The 20,671-nt window shown below is 70.6% G+C and carries 18 protein-coding genes; 3 read left to right on the top strand and 15 right to left on the bottom strand.

Annotation, left to right across the window (positions count from 1 at the left end):
• The first annotated feature begins 95 nt into the window (after positions 1-95).
• Both AC6F7H_RS24945 and AC6F7H_RS24940 read left to right on the top strand, forming a co-directional pair.
• Positions 96-917: a peptidylprolyl isomerase gene (locus AC6F7H_RS24945; protein WP_109379473.1), complete on the top strand. Its 822-nt coding sequence runs from the start codon at positions 96-98 to the stop codon at positions 915-917.
• Between the two features lie 138 nt (positions 918-1,055).
• Positions 1,056-2,285, top strand: a complete 1,230-nt coding sequence (locus tag AC6F7H_RS24940; RefSeq protein WP_500759175.1) for a DUF349 domain-containing protein — start codon at positions 1,056-1,058, stop codon at positions 2,283-2,285.
• A gap of 112 nt (positions 2,286-2,397) precedes the next feature.
• Here the strand turns inward: AC6F7H_RS24940 and relA are convergent, their stop codons facing one another.
• From relA to pgsA, 15 genes are all read right to left on the bottom strand, one after another.
• Positions 2,398-4,956 carry a GTP pyrophosphokinase gene (gene relA / locus AC6F7H_RS24935; RefSeq protein ID WP_500759174.1) on the bottom strand — a complete coding sequence of 853 codons (2,559 nt, stop codon included), beginning with the start codon at positions 4,954-4,956 and terminating at the stop codon, positions 2,398-2,400.
• A gap of 194 nt (positions 4,957-5,150) precedes the next feature.
• Positions 5,151-5,699 carry an adenine phosphoribosyltransferase gene (locus tag AC6F7H_RS24930; protein WP_500759172.1) on the bottom strand — a complete coding sequence of 183 codons (549 nt, stop codon included), beginning with the start codon at positions 5,697-5,699 and terminating at the stop codon, positions 5,151-5,153.
• A complete protein-coding gene (secF, locus tag AC6F7H_RS24925; RefSeq protein ID WP_500759171.1) occupies positions 5,696-6,814 on the bottom strand; it encodes a protein translocase subunit SecF in 1,119 nt (372 codons plus the stop codon). The genes AC6F7H_RS24930 and secF overlap by 4 nt, the downstream gene beginning before the upstream one ends.
• A gap of 3 nt (positions 6,815-6,817) precedes the next feature.
• Positions 6,818-8,620: a protein translocase subunit SecD gene (secD, locus tag AC6F7H_RS24920; protein WP_500759170.1), complete on the bottom strand. Its 1,803-nt coding sequence runs from the start codon at positions 8,618-8,620 to the stop codon at positions 6,818-6,820.
• 128 nt (positions 8,621-8,748) lie between these two features.
• On the bottom strand, positions 8,749-9,264 hold the full coding sequence (gene yajC, locus AC6F7H_RS24915) for a preprotein translocase subunit YajC (RefSeq protein ID WP_500759168.1): 516 nt from the start codon (positions 9,262-9,264) through the stop codon (positions 8,749-8,751).
• A gap of 165 nt (positions 9,265-9,429) precedes the next feature.
• Entirely contained in the window at positions 9,430-10,494 is a 1,065-nt protein-coding gene (gene ruvB, locus AC6F7H_RS24910; protein WP_500759166.1) for a Holliday junction branch migration DNA helicase RuvB, read from the bottom strand.
• A 104-nt stretch (positions 10,495-10,598) separates the two neighbouring features.
• The gene (ruvA, locus tag AC6F7H_RS24905) at positions 10,599-11,207 is read right to left on the bottom strand and encodes a Holliday junction branch migration protein RuvA (protein WP_500759165.1); all 609 of its coding nucleotides are present in this window, start codon (positions 11,205-11,207) and stop codon (positions 10,599-10,601) included.
• Complete coding sequence (gene ruvC, locus AC6F7H_RS24900) at positions 11,204-11,761, bottom strand: crossover junction endodeoxyribonuclease RuvC (protein WP_500759163.1); 558 nt, start codon at positions 11,759-11,761, stop codon at positions 11,204-11,206. Before ruvC ends, ruvA begins: the two co-directional genes overlap by 4 nt.
• Before the next feature lie 203 nt (positions 11,762-11,964).
• Positions 11,965-12,717, bottom strand: a complete 753-nt coding sequence (locus AC6F7H_RS24895) for a YebC/PmpR family DNA-binding transcriptional regulator (protein ID WP_500759161.1) — start codon at positions 12,715-12,717, stop codon at positions 11,965-11,967.
• A gap of 78 nt (positions 12,718-12,795) precedes the next feature.
• Complete coding sequence (gene pdxT / locus AC6F7H_RS24890) at positions 12,796-13,401, bottom strand: pyridoxal 5'-phosphate synthase glutaminase subunit PdxT (RefSeq protein WP_500759160.1); 606 nt, start codon at positions 13,399-13,401, stop codon at positions 12,796-12,798.
• 2 nt (positions 13,402-13,403) lie between these two features.
• Complete coding sequence (gene pdxS / locus AC6F7H_RS24885; protein WP_500759158.1) at positions 13,404-14,315, bottom strand: pyridoxal 5'-phosphate synthase lyase subunit PdxS; 912 nt, start codon at positions 14,313-14,315, stop codon at positions 13,404-13,406.
• 190 nt (positions 14,316-14,505) lie between these two features.
• Positions 14,506-15,048 (bottom strand): LemA family protein, encoded by a 543-nt coding sequence (locus AC6F7H_RS24880; RefSeq protein ID WP_109379486.1) that lies wholly within the window; start codon positions 15,046-15,048, stop codon positions 14,506-14,508.
• Between the two features lie 85 nt (positions 15,049-15,133).
• Positions 15,134-16,297 (bottom strand): glycosyltransferase family 4 protein, encoded by a 1,164-nt coding sequence (locus AC6F7H_RS24875; protein ID WP_500759156.1) that lies wholly within the window; start codon positions 16,295-16,297, stop codon positions 15,134-15,136.
• Positions 16,294-17,205, bottom strand: coding sequence for a phosphatidylinositol mannoside acyltransferase (locus tag AC6F7H_RS24870; RefSeq protein WP_500759155.1), 912 nt, complete (start codon positions 17,203-17,205; stop codon positions 16,294-16,296). Before AC6F7H_RS24870 ends, AC6F7H_RS24875 begins: the two co-directional genes overlap by 4 nt.
• Positions 17,202-17,918 carry a phosphatidylinositol phosphate synthase gene (gene pgsA / locus AC6F7H_RS24865; protein ID WP_500759154.1) on the bottom strand — a complete coding sequence of 239 codons (717 nt, stop codon included), beginning with the start codon at positions 17,916-17,918 and terminating at the stop codon, positions 17,202-17,204. The genes AC6F7H_RS24870 and pgsA overlap by 4 nt, the downstream gene beginning before the upstream one ends.
• Before the next feature lie 311 nt (positions 17,919-18,229).
• Here pgsA and AC6F7H_RS24860 point away from each other — a divergent pair, with 311 nt between their 5' ends.
• Positions 18,230-20,425 (top strand): elongation factor G-like protein EF-G2, encoded by a 2,196-nt coding sequence (locus tag AC6F7H_RS24860; protein ID WP_500759152.1) that lies wholly within the window; start codon positions 18,230-18,232, stop codon positions 20,423-20,425.
• The last annotated feature ends 246 nt before the right edge of the window (positions 20,426-20,671 follow it).

The raw sequence follows: 20,671 nt of genomic DNA, 5'->3' as shown, positions 1-20,671 counted from the left end.
GCGAACCCATATACGGTACGGGGCACACGCAGACGGTCGGTCCGCCGCAGGCACGCGTACCGGTCGGCACACGAGACGCATGAGGAGTAAACCCGGTGGTCAGCCAGGAACAGCGGCGGCGTCAGCTCGCGCGGGAGAAGTTCTTGCGGCAGCAGCAGCGGCGCACCCAGGCACGACGCAAGGCGCGGACCCGCAACTCGGTGATCGCTTCCGCGCTCGGTGTGGTCCTGATCGGCAGCCTCGCGCTGTACACGGCCGGGGCGTTCGAATCGGACGGGGACAAGGCCAACGCGAGCGCGGAGGTCACGCCGAGCGCCGAGGCGACCGGCAAGGCGCCCGACCCGTGCGAGAAGCCGGCCGGGGGCGAGGTCGCGTCGAAGACCTGGAAGAAGGAGCCGGCGATCTCCATCGACGAGTCGGCGAAGTACACGATGACGCTCGAGACGACCTGCGGCACGATCGACATGGCGCTCAAGGCGTCGGCGGCCCCGCACACCGTCAACTCGTTCAACTTCCTCGCCGACAAGGGCTACTTCGACCACAGCAAGTGCCACCGGCTCACCACCAACGGCATCTACGTGCTGCAATGCGGTGACCCGACGGGCACCGGCACCGGCGGTCCCGGCTACACGATCCCGGACGAGAACCTGAAGGACGAAAGCCTGAAGGACAACACGTACCCGGCGGGCACCGTCGCGATGGCGAACACCGGGCAGAAGGACAGCGGCGGCAGCCAGTTCTTCCTGGTGTACGAGGACAGCCCGCTCCCGCCGAGCTACACGCCGTTCGGCACCGTCTCGGAGGCCGGCATGAAGGTCCTGAAGAAGATCGCCGCCGCCGGTGACGGCACCGGAGCGGGTGACGGCCCGCCCAACGCGACGGTCGTGATCGACAAGGCGACCGTCACCGAGTCCTGACCGCCCAACTGCGGAATTTCGGTCGCGCGGGATGCGGACAGGTGTCCCGTCGGTCGCCTATGTTGGCCGTGACGAAAACTGTGGACGATGCCCGGGGGGTAGCAAAGCCCTCCGCAGGCATCATGTGGAGGAGGCGCTGTGAGCAGCGACCCGTGGGGCCGCGTCGACGAGACGGGCACCGTGTACGTGCGTACGGCCGACGGAGAGCAGGTCGTCGGTTCCTGGCAGGCGGGCTCCCCCGAGGAGGCACTGGCCTACTTCGAGCGCAAGTACGAGGGCCTGGTTGTCGAGATCGGCCTCCTCGAGAAGCGCGTGAAGACCACCGACCTGTCCTCGAAGGACGCCATGACGGCGGTCGAGCACCTGCGGGAGCAGGTCGACGCCCATCACGCGGTCGGTGATCTGGTCGCCCTGCGCGTGCGTCTGGACAAGCTCGTGGAGCTGGTGGACAAGCGGCGCGAGGAGCGCAGGGCGCAGCGGGCGAAACAGTCCGACGAGGCCCGTCAGGCCAAGGAGACGCTGGTCACCGAGGCGGAGGAGCTGGCGGGCTCGGACCAGTGGCGGGCGGCCGGTGAGCGGCTGCGGGCGCTGGTGGACACCTGGAAGGGGCTGCCCCGGCTGGACCGCAAGTCCGACGACGAGCTGTGGCACCGCTTCTCGCACGCCCGGTCGGCGTTCTCCAAGCGGCGCAAGCAGCACTTCGCGCACCTGGACGCGCAGCGCGAGGAGGCCCGCAAGACCAAGGAGCGTCTGGTCACCGAGGCGGAGGCGCTGTCGAACTCGACGGACTGGGGCGCGACGGCGGCACGCTACCGGGACCTGATGGCGGAGTGGAAGGCCGCGGGCCGTGCCCAGCGCGAGCACGAGGAGGACCTGTGGAACCGCTTCCGCGGCGCCCAGGACGTCTTCTTCGCCGCCCGCGGCTCGGTCTTCGCCGAGCGTGACGCGGAGCAGGCGGAGAACCTCAAGCTCAAGGAGGAGCTGGCCGAGGAGGCCGAGAAACTCCTGCCGATCACGGATCTGAAGGCCGCCCGTGTCGCGTTCCGCGCGCTCAACGAGCGCTGGGAGGCCATCGGCCATGTGCCGCGGGACGCCCGGCCGAAGGTCGAGGGCAGGATGCAGACCGTGGAGCGGGCCATGCAGGAGGTCGAGGAGGCCGAGTGGCGCCGGACCAACCCGGAGGCACGCGCGCGTGCCGAGGGCCTGACCGGTCAGCTCCAGGCCGCCGTGGACAAGCTGAGGGGCCAGATCGAACAGGCGCGGGCGCAGGGCAACGAGGCCAGGGCCCAGAAGCTCGAGCGGGAGCTGGAGGGCCGCCAGGCGCTGCTGGACCAGGCGCTGAAGGGGCTGCAGGAGTTCGGCGGCTGACGACGGTCGCCGCGCGCTGAGAGGGGCTCCCGTACCGGGTGTACGGGAGCCCCTCTTCCGTGTGCTTCGCGCCTCGTGTTCCGTGGGTTGCGTGCCGTGCGCGGCGGCGGGGCTACCGGTTGCGGGCCGAGGTCACCCGGTACACGTCGTAGACGCCCTCCACGCCCCGTACCGCCTTCAGGACGTGCCCGAGGTGCTTCGGGTCGCCCATCTCGAAGGTGAAGCGGGAGGTGGCGACACGGTCGCGGGAGGTCTGGACGGCCGCGGAGAGGATGTTGACGTGCTGGTCGGACAGCACGCGCGTGACGTCCGACAGCAGCCTGGAGCGGTCCAGCGCCTCGACCTGGATCGCGACCAGGAAGACCGAGGACTGGGTGGGCGCCCACTCCACCTCGAGGATGCGCTCGGGCTCCCGGGACAGCGAGTCGACGTTCACGCAGTCGCTGCGGTGGACCGAGACACCGCTGCCGCGGGTCACGAAACCGATGATCGGGTCGCCGGGGACCGGCGTGCAGCAGCGGGCCAGCTTGACCCAGACGTCGTCGACGCCCTTGACGACGACGCCGGGATCGGCGCTGGTGCGGCGCTTGCGACCGCGGCCGCGGGCCGGCGGCACCGACTCGTCGATCTCCTCGGTGGCCGCCTCCTCCCCGCCGAGGGCCTGCACCAGCTTCTGGACGATGTTCTGCGCGGCGACATGGCCCTCGCCGATCGCCGCGTAGAGCGCGGAGATGTCCGAGTAGCGCATCTCGTGCGCCAGCGTGACCAGCGAGTCGCCGGTGAGGATGCGCTGGATCGGCAGGTTCTGCTTGCGCATCGCACGGACGATGGAGTCCTTGCCCTGCTCGATGGCCTCGTCGCGGCGTTCCTTGGAGAACCAGGCGCGGATCTTGTTGCGGGCGCGCGGCGACTTCACGAAGCCGAGCCAGTCCCGGGAGGGGCCCGCGCCGGCCGCCTTGGAGGTGAAGACCTCCACCAGGTCGCCGTTGTCCAGGGTCGACTCGAGCGGTACGAGACGGCCGTTGACCCGCGCCCCGATGGTGCGGTGGCCGACCTCGGTGTGGACCGCGTACGCGAAGTCCACCGGGGTGGCACCGGCGGGGAGCGCTATGACGTCGCCCTTGGGCGTGAAGACGAAGACCTCGTTGCGGGACAGGTCGAAGCGCAGCGACTCCAGGAACTCCCCGGGGTCCTCGGTCTCCTTCTGCCAGTCCAGCAGTTGGCGCAGCCACGCCATGTCGTTGAGGTGGTCGTCCTTGCTCTTGCCGGACGACTTGGGTGCGTCGGTGCGCACCTTGGAGGCTCCGGCGACGGCCTCCTGCTTGTACTTCCAGTGCGCGGCGATGCCGTACTCGGCGCGGCGGTGCATGTCGAAGGTGCGGATCTGGAGCTCGACGGGCTTGCCACCGGGGCCGATGACCGTCGTGTGCAGCGACTGGTACATGTTGAACTTGGGCATCGCGATGTAGTCCTTGAACCGGCCGGGGACCGGGTTCCATCGCGCGTGCACCGTGCCGAGGGCCGCGTAGCAGTCGCGGACGGTGTCCACGAGGACGCGGATGCCCACCAGGTCGTAGATCTCCGCGAAGTCCCGGCCGCGGACGATCATCTTCTGGTAGACGCTGTAGTAGTGCTTGGGGCGGCCGGTGACGGTGGCCTTGATGCGTGCGGCCCGCAGGTCCTGCTGCACCTCGTCGGTGACGACGGCGAGGTACTCGTCGCGCTTGGGGGCCCGCTCGGCGACCAGGCGGACGATCTCGTCGTACATCTTGGGGTAGAGGATCGCGAAGGCGAGGTCCTCCAGCTCCCACTTGATGGTGTTCATGCCCAGCCGGTGGGCGAGCGGCGCGTAGATCTCCAGGGTCTCGCGCGCCTTCTTCTCCTGCTTCTCGCGCTTGAGGTAGCGCATGGTGCGCATGTTGTGCAGGCGGTCGGCGAGCTTGATGACCAGGACGCGGGGGTCCTTGGCCATGGCGACGACCATCTTGCGCACGGTCTCGGCCTGCGCGGCCTCGCCGAACTTGACCTTGTCCAGCTTGGTGACGCCGTCGACCAGCAGGGCGACGGTGTCGCCGAAGTCGCGGCGGAGCTGCTCCAGGCCGTACTCGGTGTCCTCCACCGTGTCGTGCAGCAGGCCGGCCATCAGGGTGGCCGGGTCCATGCCCAGTTCGGCGAGGATCGTGGTCACGGCGAGTGGATGCGTGATGTACGGGTCGCCGCTCTTGCGCTTCTGGCCGCGATGCCAGCGCTCGGCGACCTGGTAGGCGCTCTCGATCTGGCGGAGCGTGGCGTTCTCGATCTTGGGGTCGTTGCTGCGGACTATCCGCAGCAACGGTTCCAGCACCGGGTTGTACGGGTTGGCACGCTGCACACCGAGTCGGGCCAACCGGGCGCGGACGCGGTTGGAGGAGCCGGAGCGGGCGGGCTGTCCGGTGTTCGGGCGGGCCATGGGGGCGGAGCGCTCGGGCGGTCCCTCCGCTCGAGCGGAGTCGAGAGGGGGGGCTGGTTTGGGACGCGGCTGCTCGGGCTTGTCCGCGGCAAAGGCCTGGGCGTGCTGGACCGGCCCGCGCGTGTCGTTCTTCGCGTAGGGCGTGCTGGGCGCGGGCTTGGCCGCCGCAGCCGAGTCGGACTCGGGCTTGTCTGCGGTCAGGTGCTGGGCCTCGTCTGGCAAGAGGACTCCTCGTGCGCTTTCCGGGTCCCCGGCAGGCTCCGGAGCCCCCATGGTAGCCATCCCCGGCCGATGGCTCTCCTGCGGACCGGTGTGAGGACCGTCTACCCGTGAAACGCACGGGGCGGGCGCCGGATTCCTCCGGCGCCCGCCCCGTGCGGTGTTCGCCGCGCTCCACGCGCGTCCCGCGTAGCCGCTCAGAGCGTGAGCAGTGCCTCCAACGGGGCGCCGGCCAGGGCCGGCTCCACCCGGGCCCGACCTCCGAGGAAGCCGAGTTCCATCAGCACGGCGAGGCCCACGACCTCGGCGCCGGCCCTGCGGATGAGCTGCACCGACGCCTCGGCGGTGCCGCCGGTGGCGAGCACGTCGTCGATCACCAGGACGCGGTCGGTGACGGTCAGGTCCTCGGCGTGCACCTCGATCTCGGCGGAGCCGTACTCCAGGTCGTACGCCTGGCTGAGGGTGGCTCCGGGGAGCTTGCCCGCCTTGCGTACGGGGATGAACCCGAGGCCGGCCTGGACGGCGACCGGGGCGCCGAGGATGAAGCCCCGGGCCTCCAGGCCGACGACCTTGGTGGCGCCGGTGGCTTCGGCGATCCCGACGAGGGCGTCGCTGAGCACGGCGAACGCCTTGGGGTCGGCCAGGAGCGGGGTGATGTCCTTGAACATCACACCCGGCTCCGGGTGGTCCTCGACGTCCCGGATACGGCTCAGCAGCAGTGCGGAGGCGTCGGTTGTTTCGGTCATCTGCGTTTTCCTGAGGGTCGGCCGCGACCGCGGTTGCGGGACGCGGGTTGATGGCGTGGCGCCACGACGGCGGGAACGGCGTCCGCCGGCCCGTCGTCGTGGCTGTCGTCGGGCACCCGGTTGTCGGCCGGCTCGCCCGTGTCCGTGCCCTGGGCCCGCTTGGCCAGGACACGCTTCTTCAGGGTCCGCATCGACGGCTCGCGCTCCTTGAGGTCTGCGACGAGCGGCGTGGCGATGAAGATCGAGGAGTACGCACCGGCGGCGAGACCGACGAACAGCGACAGCGAGATGTCGTTCAGCATGCCGGCGCCGAGGACTCCGCCGCCGATGAACAGCAGGGCGCCCACCGGCAGCAGCGCGACCACCGTGGTGTTGACGGAGCGGACCAGCGTGCCGTTGATGGAGCGGTTGGCGATCTCGCTGTAGGTCCAGCGGGTCTGCTGGGTGATGTCGTGGGTCTGTTCCTTGAGGCTGTCGAACACCACGACCGTGTCGTAGAGAGAGTAGCCGAGGATGGTCAGCAGCCCGATCACCGTGCCCGGGGTGACCTCGAAGCCCACGAGGGCGTAGATGCCGACGGTGATGGTGATGTCGTGGATCAGCGCGATGAACGCGGCGACGGCCATGCGCCACTCGAAGGCGATGGCCAGATAGATCACGACCAGGAACAGGAAGATGCCGAGGCCCAGCCAGGCCTTGTTGGCGATCTGCTCGCCCCAGCTGGGACCGACCAGGTCCGCGTTGATCTGCTCGGGATTGACCTTCAGGTCCTGGGCGAGCTCCGTCTTGATCTTGTCCGAGACGCCGGTGTCGATGGCCGCGATCTGGATGCGCAGACTGCCGTCACCGAGCTTCTGGACGATGGCGTCGTGGCCGGAGGCCTCTTTTGCGTAGGTCTCGGCCTGGGCGACCGAGGCGCTCATGTTCTTCGAGGTGGTGAAGACCGCCCCGCCCTGGAACTCGATGCCCATGTGGAGGCCGCGCACCGCCAGGCCGACGATGGCCAGGACGGTGATCAGGATGGAGATGCCGTACCAGATCTTGCGGCTCTTGATGAAGTCGTAGCTGACCTCACCGTGGTGCAATCGGGCGCCGAGACTACCGAGCTTCGACATCTCTCACGCCTCCTTCGGATGGGAGGGGGCGGAGTGGTGGCGGGTGCGGCGCAGCGGCGGCTTCGCTCCCAGGGCCTTCGGATCGAGACCGGACCACTTGTGACCGCTGGCGAAGAACTTCCGGCGGGCCATCAGCGTCAGCAGCGGCTTGGTGAACAGGAACACCACCACGACGTCGAGCACCGTGGTCAGGCCGAGCGTGAACGCGAAGCCCTGGACCTTGCCGACGGTGACGACGAAGAGCACAGCGGCTGCGAGGAACGAGACGAAGTCGGAGACCAGGATGGTGCGCCGGGCGCGCGGCCAGGCCCGCTCCACGGCGGGGCGCAGGGTGCGGCCCTCACGGATCTCGTCCCGCACGCGTTCGAAGTAGACGATGAACGAGTCCGCCGTGATGCCGATCGCGACGATGGCGCCGCAGACGGCCGGCAGGTTCAGCGCGAAGCCGATGGTCGGGCCGAGCAGGGCCATGATCACATAGGTGAGGGACGCGGACACCAGCAGCGAGGCGACGGCGATGAAGGACAGACCGCGGTAGTAGACCAGCAGGTACAGGACGACCAGGGCGAGGCCGATCGCGCCGGCGATGAGACCGGCGTGCAGCTGGTCACCGCCGAGCGCGGCGGTGACGGTGGTGACGCTGTCCTCGCGGAACGTCAGCGGCAGCGCGCCGTAGGACAGCATGTTGGCGAGTTCCTCGGCCGACTTCTGCGTGAAGTTGCCGGAGATCTCCGCGTTGCCGCCGGTGAGGGCCTGGCTGACGTAGGGGTCGGAGACGACCTCGCCGTCCAGGACGATGGCGAACTGGTTCTGCGGGGACGGGTTCTGGGCCAGCTTGCCGGTGATGTCGGCGAACTTGCTGCTGCCCTTGTCCGTGAAGTCCATGGTGACGGTCCAGCCGGCACCGGACTGCGTGTTGAGGACGGCCTTGGCCTGGTCGACGTCCGTGCCGTCGACGGCGGCGGGGCCGAGGATGTACTTCTGCCACTGGCCCTGGGAGTTCTGGCCGCAGGCCACGGTCGAGTCGGTGGACTTGGCGCCGTCTCCGGCGGTGGCGCGGACGCTCGCCTTGGTGCAGTCGAGCGCGGCGTACTGGGCCTGGAGCCTGCTGTCCGTCTCGCCCGGGGTACCGTCCGTGGCGGACGGGGAGGGGGTGGCCCCGTCCTCGGCCGGGCCGCTGGGGGACGCCGACGGCGTGGCGTCGGCCTTCAGGGCATCGGTGACCGCGCGGCCCTGGGTGGTGGGGTTCGCCGACGGGCTGGTGGCGGCGGACGGGGACCCCTCGTCGGGGGTCTTGCCCGTGGCCTTCTCGCTCGCCTTGTCGGTGGCCTTGTCCGCTCCGGTGCTCCGGCTCGAGGCGTCACCGGTGGTGCTGGGCGTGGGGGCGGTCCCGCCGGTGGCGATCTCGGTCGCGAGGACCGGACGGAAGTAGAGCTTGGCGGTGGTGCCGACCTGTTTCCGGGCCTGCTCGGAGTTGGTGCCCTTGGGAATGTTGACGATGATGTTACGGTCGCCCTGCGTCTGGACCTCTGCCTCGGAGACACCGAGGCCGTTGACGCGACGTTCCATGATGGAGACCGCGGTTGCCATGTTGGCCGGGTTGATCGCGGATTCCTGGCCGGCCTCGGGGACCGCCGCCAGCGTGATGCTGGTGCCGCCGGCCAGATCGATGCCCAGACGCGGGCTTCTGTGCCCGGAGGCGAACATGCCTCCGGTGAGCGCCACGATGGCGATCAGGATAAGGGTGAGCGAGCGCCACGGCTTGCTTGTGACGCTCGCCTTGTTTCCCTTTTTGAGTGCAGCCACCTTCGTACTCCCTCTCGGGCCGCCTCGGGCCCGGTCGATGAGCGGGCGGCCATGACTGGTCTGGGGATTCCGTGCGAACGGGGCGGGTCCCGGGGTACGCGGGCGGGCCCGCGCACCCCGGGGCTCGACTACTTCGTCCCGGAACCGCCCTCGGACTTCTTCGGCTGCTCGTCCGTCTTCGCCTTGGCGGCGGCGTCGGCGTCGGCCGGCTCGTCGGCCGTGTCAGCCGTTTCCTTCTCGTCCTTCTTACCGAAATCGACCGGCGCATCGTCGGAGGCTGCAGCGCCGGGGGAGTCGTCGGTCTCGGTGAGGGAGGAGGCGTCGTCGGGGACGACGTCGGCGTCGGACTTCAGGTCGTGCTCGATGCCGTGGACGATGTGGTTGTACTCGTCGTCGCTCAGGACCGCACCGATGGCGTTCTTCGCGAACAGCAGTTCCACGCCGGGGCCGGCGTCGAGGAGGACCGTGTCCTCACTGACCTCCTTGACCGTGGCGTACATGCCCCCGATCGTGCGGACACCGGAACCCGGCTGCATCTGGTTCCGCATATCGATGGCCTGCTGCTGCTTCTTCTTGGCCGACCGGGTCATCAGGAACATGGCCCCGATGAGCACAATGAACGGGAGGAGGGTCAGGAGACTCACGGGTCTGACTTCCTTCACATGACCGCGATGGTGAACGGCCTGTTGGTTGGGGGTATGTGATGCCGCCTACAAGCGGTGGCACCGGCGGAGTCTAGGCGAGTCCGCGCGCAGGGAACAACGCTCAGCGTGGCACCGGGGTTCCTGTCCCGGCCGGTGCCGACCCCCTCATGCCCCGAACAAGTCCCCTTGTCCGGTTCCGCGGGAGCCGGGCGGGGTGAGGCCGAGGTGCGCCCATGCCGCCGGGGTCGCGATCCGGCCGCGCGGGGTACGGGCGAGCAGGCCCTCCCGGACGAGAAAGGGCTCGGCGACCTCTTCCACCGTCTCACGTTCCTCGCCCACCGCGACGGCGAGCGTGGACAGGCCGACCGGGCCGCCGCCGAACAGTCTGAGCAGCGCGCCGAGCACCGCGCGGTCGAGCCGGTCCAGGCCGCGGCCGTCGACCTCGTAGACCGCCAGGGCCGCCGTGGCGATCTCCCGGGTGATCCTCCCGTCGGCCCTGACCTGGGCGTAGTCGCGGACCCGGCGCAGCAGGCGGTTGGCGATGCGGGGTGTGCCGCGCGAGCGGCCGGCGATCTCGGCGGCGCCGTCGGCCTCTATCCCGACCTCCAAAAGGCCCGCCGAGCGGTGGACGACCCGCTCCAGCTCGGTGGGCTCGTAGAACTCCATGTGCGCGGTGAAGCCGAAGCGGTCGCGCAGCGGGGGCGGCAGCAGGCCCGCCCGGGTGGTGGCGCCGACCAGGGTGAACGGGGGCAGCTCGAGGGGGATGGCGGTCGCGCCGGGGCCTTTGCCGACGATGATGTCGACGCGGAAGTCCTCCATCGCCATGTAGAGCATCTCCTCGGCGGGCCGGGACATCCGGTGGATCTCGTCGAGGAACAGCACCTCGCCCTCCTGGAGGGAGGACAGGACCGCCGCGAGGTCGCCGGCGTGCTGGATGGCGGGCCCGGAGGTGATCCGGATGGGCGCTTCCATCTCCGCCGCGATGATCATCGAGAGGGTGGTCTTGCCCAGGCCGGGGGCACCGGACAGCAGCACGTGGTCGGCGGTGGCGCCCCGCGCGCGGGCGGCGCGCAGCACCAGGTCGAGCTGCTCGCGGACCTTCTCCTGGCCGATGAACTCGTCCAGGTCCTTGGGCCGCAGGGCGGCCTCGACGGCCTGGTCCTCCCCGTCGGCGACAGATCCCACCAGCCGCTCCGCGGCGGCGGGGTCGGTCGTGTCGTCCCAGTTCACTGAAGTCTCCTAGCCGGGGTGGGGCGGGCGTGCGGGTGTTCCGGTCGGGGCCGGCGGCCCGGGTGCCGCATCTGGCGGTGGTGGTCCGTGGGCCGTGGGCCGGACTACCGGGCGCGGTTCAGGGTCTGCAGAGCCGCCTTCAGCAGCTGGCCCACCTGGGGGGTGCCCTCGGCCGCCTCGGCCTGCGGAGTGACGGCGGCGACCGCCTCGTCGGCCTCGCGCGTCGCGTACCCGAGGCCGATCAGCGCGGCGTGCAGCTGGTCGCGCCAGCCCGTGGTGCCGGGACCGGCTGCGGCCGCCGCCGCGCCCACCGGTGCGCCGAGGCGGTCCTTCAACTCCAGGAACAGCTTCTGGGCGCCCTTCTTGCCGATGCCGGGCACGGCGGTGAGCGCCTTCTCGTCGGTGGTCGCGACGGCCCGGCGCAGCGCGTCCGGGGTGTGCACGGCGAGCATGGCCTGGGCCAGGCGCGGGCCGACGCCGCTGGCGGTCTGCAGCAGCTCGAAGACCTGCCGCTCGTCGTCGTCCGCGAAGCCGTAGAGGGTGAGCGAGTCCTCGCGCACGACCAGGGACGTCGCGAGCCTGACGTGCGCGCCGACGCGGAGCGCGGACAGGGTGTTGGGCGTGCACTGGACGGCCATGCCGACGCCGCCGACCTCGACGACCGCGGCGTCGGGGGCGAGCGCGGCGACCGTGCCGCTGACGAAGGCGATCATGCGGAGCGCCCCTTCGGTGAGTTCGGTGCTGTGGGTGTGCGCGAGGCGTGCAGGGCGGCCGCCTGACGCAGCCGGTTCTGGGCCGGGGCCCGCCAGATGTGGCAGATGGCGAGAGCCAGGGCGTCGGCCGCGTCGGCGGGCTTCGGTGGCGCGTCGAGCCGCAGCAGACGGGTGACCATCGCGCCGACCTGGGCCTTGTCCGCGCGGCCGGAGCCGGTCACGGCGGCCTTGACCTCGCTGGGCGTGTGCAGGGCGACGGGGATGCCTCGGCGCGAGGCGCACAGCAGGGCGACGGCGCTTGCCTGGGCGGTCCCCATCACCGTCCGGACGTTGTGCTGGCTGAAGACCCGTTCGACGGCGACGAACTCCGGCCGGTGTTCGTCCAGCCACTGTTCCAGGCCCTGCTCGATGGCGACGAGGCGGTCTCCGAGATCGGCGTCGGCGGGCGTGCGTACGACACCGACGCCGAGCATGGTGAGCGGTCGCCCGGCGACCCCCTCGACCACCCCGACACCGCACCGCGTCAACCCCGGGTCGACCCCCAGCACTCGCACGCCGGCCTCCCCTCTCCGCGGCTCATCCGCCGCCGCTCTCGCGGACCTGGCTGATCGCCGCCGGGGTTCCTCGATCGAGGGTCACGGCCCGCGTACGGTGATCTTTGACGTACGCCAGGCTATCGGCTGCCACTGACAGGAGCTGCGGGCCGGTGGGGGCATGCCCCCACCGGCCCGTTGGAATCATCGCGAACGCAGCCGCGTCACACGTCGACCTTCTCCATGATCTCGTCGCTCACGTCGAAGTTGGCGAAGACGTTCTGCACGTCGTCGCTGTCCTCCAGCGCGTCGATCAGCTTGAAGATCTTCTTGGCGCCCTCCTCGTCCAGCTCGACCTGCATGGTCGGGACGAAGTTGGCCTCGGCGGAGTCGTAGTCGATCCCCGCGTCCTGCAGTGCGGTACGGACCTCGACGAGGTCGGTGGCCTCGCTGAGCACCTCGAAGGACTCACCGAGGTCGTTGACCTCCTCGGCGCCCGCCTCCAGGACGGCGGCGAGGATGTCGTCCTCGGCCAGCTCACCCTTGGGGACGATCACGACGCCCTTGCGGTTGAACAGGTACGACACCGAGCCGGGGTCGGCCATCGAGCCGCCGTTGCGGGTCATCGCGACCCGCACGTCCGAGGCGGCGCGGTTGCGGTTGTCGGTGAGGCACTCGATGAGCACCGCGACACCGTTCGGGCCGTAGCCCTCGTACATGATCGTCTCGTAGTCGGCGCCACCGGCCTCGAGACCGCCACCGCGCTTGATGGCGGAGTCGATGTTCTTGTTCGGCACCGACTGCTTCTTGGCCTTCTGAACGGCGTCGTAGAGCGTGGGGTTGCCGTCCAGATCGATACCGCCCATACGCGCGGCGACCTCGATGTTCTTGATCAGCTTCGCGAAGAGTTTGCCGCGCTTGGCATCGAGGACGGCCTTCTTGTGCTTCGTCGTGGCCCATTTGGAGTGGCCGGCCATCTGACTCTCTCCTTCGCGTAACCCATCCCTGCAACAAACTCCCCCAGGGCTCGAAAGCCCGGGAGGTACCCAGGAATCCTACAAGGCGTCGGCCGCCCGGCACTCGCGTGTCATGGTGACGAACAGGCCGTGCACACGGTGGTCCCCGGTCAGTTCCGGGTGGAACGAGGTGGCCAGGGCGTTGCCCTGGCGGACCGCGACGATGTGGCCGTCGTGCTCGGCGACCACCTCGGCTCCGGCTCCGACGGACTCGACCCAGGGGGCGCGGATGAAGACACCGTGCACGGGGCCGCCCACCACTCCCTTGACGTCGACCGCGGCCTCGAAGGACTCGTTCTGCCGCCCGAAGGCGTTGCGGCGCACGATCATGTCGATCCCGCCCACGGTCTCCTGGCCCGAGCGCGGGTCGAGGATCTTGTCGGCGAGCAGGATCATCCCGGCGCAGGTGCCGTAGACGGGCATGCCTGCGCGCACGCGTGCGCGCAGGGGCTCCATCAGACCGAACAGGACGGCCAGTTTGGAGATGGTGGTGGACTCTCCGCCGGGCAGGACCAGACCGTCGACCTCGGCGAGTTCGTCGGGCCGGCGCACCGGCCTGGCCACGGCACCGGCCGCGGCCAGGGCGACGAGGTGCTCCCGTACGTCGCCCTGGAGGGCCAGGACGCCTGTCACGACGTCGCTCATGGCTACCAGCCGCGGTTGGCGTAACGCTCGGCCTCGGGAAGGGTGTCGCAGTTGATGCCGACCATGGCCTCACCGAGGTTGCGGGACGCCTCCGCGATCACCTTCGGGTCGTCGTAGAAGGTGGTGGCCTTGACGATGGCGGCGGCACGCTTGGCCGGGTCGCCTGACTTGAAGATGCCGGAGCCGACGAAGACGCCCTCGGCGCCGAGCTGGCGCATCAGCGCGGCGTCGGCGGGAGTGGCGACACCGCCGGCGGAGAACAGCACGACCGGCAGCTTGCCCAGCTCGGCGACCTCCTTGACCAGCTCGTAGGGGGCGCGCAGCTCCTTGGCGGCGGCGTACAGCTCGTGGTTGTCGAAGCCGCGCAGCCGGGCGATCTCGTTCTTGATCTGGCGCAGGTGACGGACGGCCTCGACGACGTTGCCGGTGCCGGCCTCGCCCTTGGAGCGGATCATCGCGGCACCCTCGGCGATGCGGCGCAGGGCCTCGCCGAGATTGGTGGCGCCGCAGACGAAGGGGGTGGTGAACGACCACTTGTCGGAGTGGTTGACCTCGTCGGCCGGAGTGAGGACCTCGGACTCGTCGATGTAGTCGACGCCGAGGGACTGCAGGACCTGGGCCTCGACGAAGTGGCCGATGCGGGACTTGGCCATGACCGGGATGGAGACGGCCTCGATGATGCCGTCGATCATGTCCGGGTCGGACATGCGTGCCACACCGCCGTCCTTGCGGATGTCGGCGGGCACGCGCTCCAGGGCCATGACGGCGACGGCGCCCGCGTCCTCGGCGATCTTCGCCTGCTCCGGTGTGACGACGTCCATGATCACGCCGCCCTTGAGCTGCTCGGCCATGCCGCGCTTCACGCGGGCGGTGCCGGTCTCGGGAGCCTGGTTTTCGGAGAGCGTGCTGGACACGAATGACCTCACTGTTGCGAAGAAGGGGTTCCTACAGCACTGAGGAAACGTGAACGGACCAGTCCACAGCAAGAGCCAATGATGAGACGGTGGATCCTTCCGGGCGGATCCTTCCGGGTGGCTCTCCCGGTACGGCCCTCGGCGCGACCGACTCCGGGCGGACTCCTGGCCCTCCCGGGCGGGGCTCGCGCTACGCGGCCCGCTCCATCAGGGAGGCCGGGGGTTCGTCGTCCATTTCGAAGGCCATCGGGAACGGCGCGTGTCCCGCCAGCCGGAACCAGCGCACCTTGCGGTGCCGGCGCAGAGCACGTGCGGCCCGTACGGCGTCGTTGTGGAAACGCCGTGCCATGGGCACCCGGCGAACCGCCTCGGCGAGTTCCAGGGCCGCTTCCTCTCCCCCGGGCGCGTCCCTGACCGCGTCCACCTGCTGCGCCTCGGCGAAGACGGCACGCAGCGCCTGGCTCAGTTCGCTCTCTGCGACCTCCCGTTGCTCCTCCACCGTCTGCCGCGCGGCGTGCGCGGCCTCGTACAGCACGATCGAGGCGGCCGGGTCGAGCACCCCCGACGTGGCCAGTTCCTGCGCCACTGAGGCGCGACGCAGCAACTGCGCGTCCAGCGCGGCACGTGCGGCGTCGATCCGGGCGTGCAGCCGGTCCAGCCGCCCCGCCGTCCAGCTCAGATAGAGGCCGATCGCGGCGAGGACGACAAGGATCCAGATGAGGGTTGCGGTCACGGGCGGCAAGGCTACCGGGAGCCGCGTCCGGACCCGAAAGGGCCGGAGCCCGACCTACAAGGGTCGGGTCAGGCCCTTCCCGGCCTCAGTCCCGCGTCAGACCGAAGCGTGTCCACCGCTTCGTCGTCCGGTCGTCCGCCGCCACCGCGGCCGCGCCGGCGGTCACCGTCTCGTAGACGGACATGATGTCCGCGCCGACGGTCGACCAGTCGAAGCGGCGGACGTGGGCGCTGCCCCGTTCACGCAGCTTCGCGCGGCGCTCCGGGTCCTCCAGGAGGCGTATCGCGGCGTCGGCCAGCGCGTCGGCGTCCTCGTTGGGGAACAGTTCGCCCGCCGCCCCCCGGTCGAGGACCTGGGCGAAGGCGTCCAGGTCGGAGGCGAGCACCGGCGCCCCCGCGGACATCGCCTCGACCAGGATGATGCCGAAGCTCTCGCCGCCGGTGTTGGGCGCCACGTACAGGTCGACGCTGCGCAGGAGCCGGGCCTTGTCCTCGTCACTGACCATGCCGAGGAACTCGACCCGGGAACGGAGCTCGGCGGGCAGGCTCTCGACCGCCTCCTCCTCGTCGCCGCGTCCCGCGACCAGCAGCCGCGCCCGCGGGCGGGCGGCGAGGATCTTCGGCAGGGCCCGCATCAGCACCGGGAAGCCCTTGCGGGGCTCGTCGATACGGCCGATGAAGCCGATCGTCTCCCCCTGCCACCGCGGATCGGCCTCGGCGCGGGCGAAGAAGTCGACGTCCACACCGTTCGGGATCACCACGGCGTCCCCACCGAGGTGTTCGACGAGCGTGCGGCGGGCGTACTCGCTCACCGCGATCCGCGCGCTGATCTTCTCCAGGGCCGCCTGCAGGATGGAGTAGGCGGCGATCATGGCCCTGGAGCGCGGGTTGGACGTGTGGAAGGTGGCCACGATGGGTCCCTCGGCGGCCCAGCAGGTCAGCAGGCCGAGCGAGGGCGAGGTCGGCTCATGGATGTGGATCACGTCGAAGGCGCCCTCGTGCAGCCAGCGCCGCACCCGGGCCGCCGACAGGAAACCGAAGTTGAGCCGGGCCACCGAGCCGTTGTACGGCACCGGCACCGCTCGGCCGGCCGAGACGACGTACGGCGGCAGCGGGGTGTCGTCGTCGGCCGGGGCGAGGACGGACACCTCGTGGCCGAGCCGGATGAAGTACTCGGCCAGGTCACGGATGTGGAACTGAACGCCACCCGGTACGTCCCAGGAGTACGGGCAGACGATGCCGATTCTCACGGAGTCGCCTCCCGCGCGGGGTCGAGGTCCTTGAGCCACAAGCGCTGCAGCATGTGCCAGTCCTCCGGATGTTCGGCGATCCCCGTGGCGAAGGCGTCGGCCAGCGCCTGTGTCATCACGGACGTCTTCTCGGCACGGGTGCCCGACTCGGGAATTCCGACCGGTGGATGGACCCGCCCCCGCATCACGGGCGAGTCGTCGTACCAGAGCGTCGCCGGCAGCAGCAGCGCGCCGGTCTGCTGGGCGAGCAGGGCGGGGCCGGCCGGCATCCGCGCGGTCTCGCCGAAGAAGTCGACCTCCACGCCGGAGGCCGACAGATCGCGGTCGGCGACCAGGCAGACCAGTCCCCCGTCGCGCAGCCGCCGGGCCAGCGTGCCGAACGCGCTGCCGCCGCTGTGCGGGAGCACCTCCATGCCGAGGCCCTCACGGTAGGCGACGAACCGGTCGTACAGCGTCTCCGGCTTCAGGCGCTCGGCGACGGTGGTGAAGGGGATGCCGAGCCCGGTGGTGACCCAGGCGCCCGCGAGATCCCAGTTGGCGAGGTGCGGCAGCGCCAGGACGACGCCCTTGCCGGCCGCCATGCCGTCGGTCAGACGGTGGATGTCCTTGACGTCCACGCAGCCCGCTATGCGCTCCCGGCTCCAGGCCGGCAGCCGGAAGGACTCCATCCAGTACCGCAGGTACGAACGCATGCCCGCGCGGGACAGTTCGGCAAGCCGCTCGGGGGCCGCGCCCGGCACCACACGCGCGTAGTTGTTCTCCAGCCGCAGCACGCCCTTGCCCCGCCGCTTCCAGGCCAGGTCGGCGATGCTCCGGCCGAGCCGTACGGCGACGGGTTCGGGGAGTTTCCTGACAGTGGCCCAGCCGGCGCCGTACAGGGCGTCGGTCAACCGCTCCTGGACGCTCACTTCGCGGTCTCGCTCCCCCGGGTCTGCTGGTCCTCGGCGGTCTCCCGCACCCCTGCCTTCCTCACCCCGGCCCCCCGTTCCGCGGCCTCGGCCTCGGCGGACTCCCGGCGTACGGTGACGACCCGCTGGATCAGCGTGATCAGGCTGCCGACGGCGACGATCCACAGGGCGATCGGCAGCAGGTACTGGATGCCGGGCACGCCGAACGCGTGCAGGCCCGCCAGACCCGCCGCGACCAGCGAGATCACCAGCCGCTCGGCCCGCTCGATCAACCCGTTCACGGCGACCGGCAGTCCGATCGACTCGCCGCGCGCCTTGGTGTACGACACCACCTGGCCGCTGGCCAGGCAGAAGATCGAGACGGCGCACAGCACGAGGTCGTCGCCCCCGCCCGCGTACCACAGGGCGAAGCCGGCGAAGACGGCCCCGTCGGCGACCCGGTCGAGTGTGGAGTCGAGGAAGGCCCCCCAGCGGCTGGAGCGGCCCAGCTGGCGGGCCATGTTGCCGTCGACGAGGTCGGAGAACACGAACAGCGTGATGACGACCGTGCCCCAGAAGAACTCGCCCATGGGGTAGAAGACCAGCGCGCCCGCGACCACACCCGCGGTGCCGATGAGCGTGACCGTGTCCGGGCTGACCCCCCGCCGGATGAGAAACGCGGCGAACGGCGTGAGGACACGCGTGAAGAATGCACGCGCGTACTTGTTCAGCATGGCCTTCCCGACGGTCGGTGTGGCCGCGTGGCCCTGCTGGCCACCGGCTGGCCCATCGTAGTCACGCGCGCGTACCGCCGTCGGCCGGGCACCCGAACGTCCGGTGCGCGGGCCGGCGGCGCACGTGGTGGCGGACCGGGGGACGGGAACACGTCCCTCGTATGGACGCACCGTGACGGGAGTGCAAAGCTCGAAGGACCGCGGGCGTCGCCGGAGCCGTCACCGCTCGGGGTGCCCCCGGGCGAGTACCCGGGGGAGGATTCCGCGTGTCCGCGCCCACAGTGACCTCACCGTGCACGGGAGGCAGGACCATGGGCGACAAGGCGCACACACACCCCGGAGCCGCCGGAAGGGCACAGGCGGCCGACCACCCCACGTCCGTACGGAATGTGGTGCTGGTCGGCCACTCCGGGTCGGGCAAGACGACCTTGGTGGAGGCTCTCGCGCTGACCGCGGGAGCGGTGAACCGGGCGGGCCGGGTGGAGGACGGCGGCACCGTCTCCGACTACGACGACATCGAGCACCGGCAGCAACGCTCGGTACAGCTCTCCCTGGTGCCCGTCGAATGGGACGGCATCAAGATCAACCTGCTGGACACCCCCGGATACGCCGATTTCGTCGGTGAACTCAGGGCCGGTCTGCGAGCGGCGGACGCGGCCCTTTTCGTCGTCTCGGCCTCCGACGGCGTGCACGGCTCGACCCGGATGGTGTGGGACGAGTGCGCGGCCGTCGGCATGCCCCGGGCCATCGTCGTCACGCACCTGGAAGCGGCGCGCGCGGACTTCCAGGAGATGACGCGCGTCTGCGCGGAGGCGTTCGGCGGGGACGACCCCGACGCCGTACTGCCGCTGTACCTGCCCCTGCACGGCCCTGCGGGGCCCGACGGGCACGCGCCCGTGACGGGGCTGATCGGCCTGCTGACGCAGAAACTGTTCGACTACTCCTCCGGGGAACGCGAGGAGTCCGAGCCCGGCCCGGACCAGCTGCCGCTGATCGAGGAGGCACGCAACCGGCTGATCGAGGGGATCATCGCGGAGAGCGAGGACGAGACCCTCATGGACCGCTACCTCGGCGGCGAGCAGTGCGACGTCGAGACGCTGGTCGAGGACCTGGAACGCGCCATCGCGCGAGGTGCGTTCTTCCCCGTCCTGGCCACCGCTCCCGCGGCCGAGGGCGCCCGCCAGGGCCTCGGCACCGTCGAACTGCTGGGGCTGATCACCGGCGGCTTCCCGACCCCGCTGGAGCACGTCACACCGCAGGTGACCACGGTCGACGGCACACCGCGCGAGCTGAAGCCGTGCGATCCCGACGCCCCGCTGGTCGCGGAGGTCGTCAAGACGTCGTCCGACCCCTACGTCGGCCGGCTCTCGCTGATCCGCCTCTTCTCCGGCACCCTGCGCGCCGACCAGACGGTGCACGTCTCCGGGCACGGACTGGCCGACCGGGGCCATGAGGACCACGATGTCGACGAGCGGATCGGCGCACTGTCCACGCCGTTCGGCAAACAGCAGCGGCCGGTGTCGCACGTCATCGCGGGCGATCTGGCGTGCGTGGCGAAACTGGGCCGTGCCGAGACCGGGGACACCCTGTCCGCCAAGGACGACCCGCTGCTCATGGAACCCTGGGAGATGCCCGACCCGCTGCTGCCGCTGGCCATCGAGGCGCACAGCAAACCCGACGAGGACAAACTCTCGCAGGGACTGTCCCGCCTCGTGGCGGAGGACCCGACGATGCGCCTGGAGCAGAACCAGGACACCCACCAGGTGGTCCTGTGGTGTCTGGGCGAAGCACACGCGGACGTGGCCCTGGAGCGGCTGCGCAGCCGGTACGGCGTCCAGGTGGACGTCGTGGCCCACCGGGTGCCGTTGCGGGAGACGTTCGGCGACCGGGCGGCCGGGCGCGGGCGGCACGTCAAACAGTCCGGTGGCCACGGGCAGTTCGCCATCTGCGAGATCGAGGTGGAGCCGCTGCCGGGCGGCTCGGGCATCGAGTTCGTGGACAAGGTGGTCGGCGGCTCGGTGCCGCGGCAGTTCATCCCGTCCGTCGAGAAGGGCGTACGGGCCCAGGCCGCCAAGGGCGTCGCGGCCGGCCACCCGCTGATCGACGTACGGGTGACGCTGCTGGACGGCAAGGCTCACTCGGTGGACTCCTCCGACGCGGCGTTCCAGACTGCGGGCGCGCTGGCGTTGCGGGAGGCGGCCGCGGACGCCCGGATCCATCTCCTGGAGCCGGTGGCCGAGGTCAGTGTCCTGGTCGGCGACGACTACGTGGGAACGGTGATGAGCGATCTGTCCGGCCGGCGCGGCCGGGTGCTCGGCACCGAGCAGTCGGCGGGTGGCCGCACCCTCATCAGGGCCGAGGTGCCGGAGATCGAGATAGGCCGGTACAGCGTCGATCTGCGGTCGCTCTCGCACGGCACCGCGCGCTTCAGCCGCCGGTACGTGCGGCACGAGCCGATGCCGCCGCAGGTCGCGGAGCGGGTGCGGGAGGAGGCCCGCAGCGCCTGACGGCGCCGGGCGGGCCGCGTGGCCGGCGCCGGCGGTTGTCCCGCCGGCCGGCACCGGGCGCCCGTGGGGAAGCCCGGCGGGCGCCCGCGTACGCCTTCGCCGCACGGGCCCCGGGCGCACCAGCCCCGGGCGCACGAACCCCGGGTCCTCCGAACACGCCCTCGGAGCGTCGGCCGCCGCCCCGGCAGGCGGCTTTCGGCCGTCCACCGACGGACACCAGTGGCTGCGGATACTCTGAAGTCCAGA

The sequence above is a fragment of the Streptomyces sp. MMS24-W38 genome (assembly GCF_059889265.1).
The sequence above is the reverse complement of the archived record's forward strand: the minus strand, read 5'-3'. Positions and strand labels throughout refer to the sequence as shown.

What these genes read in the sequence shown, in the direction of transcription:
- AC6F7H_RS24930 (WP_500759172.1), bottom strand. Translation starts at nt 5,699, where the DNA reads ATGACCGAAACAACCGACGCCTCCGCACTGCTGCTGAGCCGTATCCGG.
- AC6F7H_RS24860 (WP_500759152.1), top strand. Translation starts at nt 18,230, where the DNA reads ATGGGCGACAAGGCGCACACACACCCCGGAGCCGCCGGAAGGGCACAG.
- secF (WP_500759171.1), bottom strand. Translation starts at nt 6,814, where the DNA reads ATGTCGAAGCTCGGTAGTCTCGGCGCCCGATTGCACCACGGTGAGGTC.
- ruvA (WP_500759165.1), bottom strand. Translation starts at nt 11,207, where the DNA reads ATGATCGCCTTCGTCAGCGGCACGGTCGCCGCGCTCGCCCCCGACGCC.
- AC6F7H_RS24895 (WP_500759161.1), bottom strand. Translation starts at nt 12,717, where the DNA reads ATGGCCGGCCACTCCAAATGGGCCACGACGAAGCACAAGAAGGCCGTC.
- pgsA (WP_500759154.1), bottom strand. Translation starts at nt 17,918, where the DNA reads ATGCTGAACAAGTACGCGCGTGCATTCTTCACGCGTGTCCTCACGCCG.
- pdxT (WP_500759160.1), bottom strand. Translation starts at nt 13,401, where the DNA reads ATGAGCGACGTCGTGACAGGCGTCCTGGCCCTCCAGGGCGACGTACGG.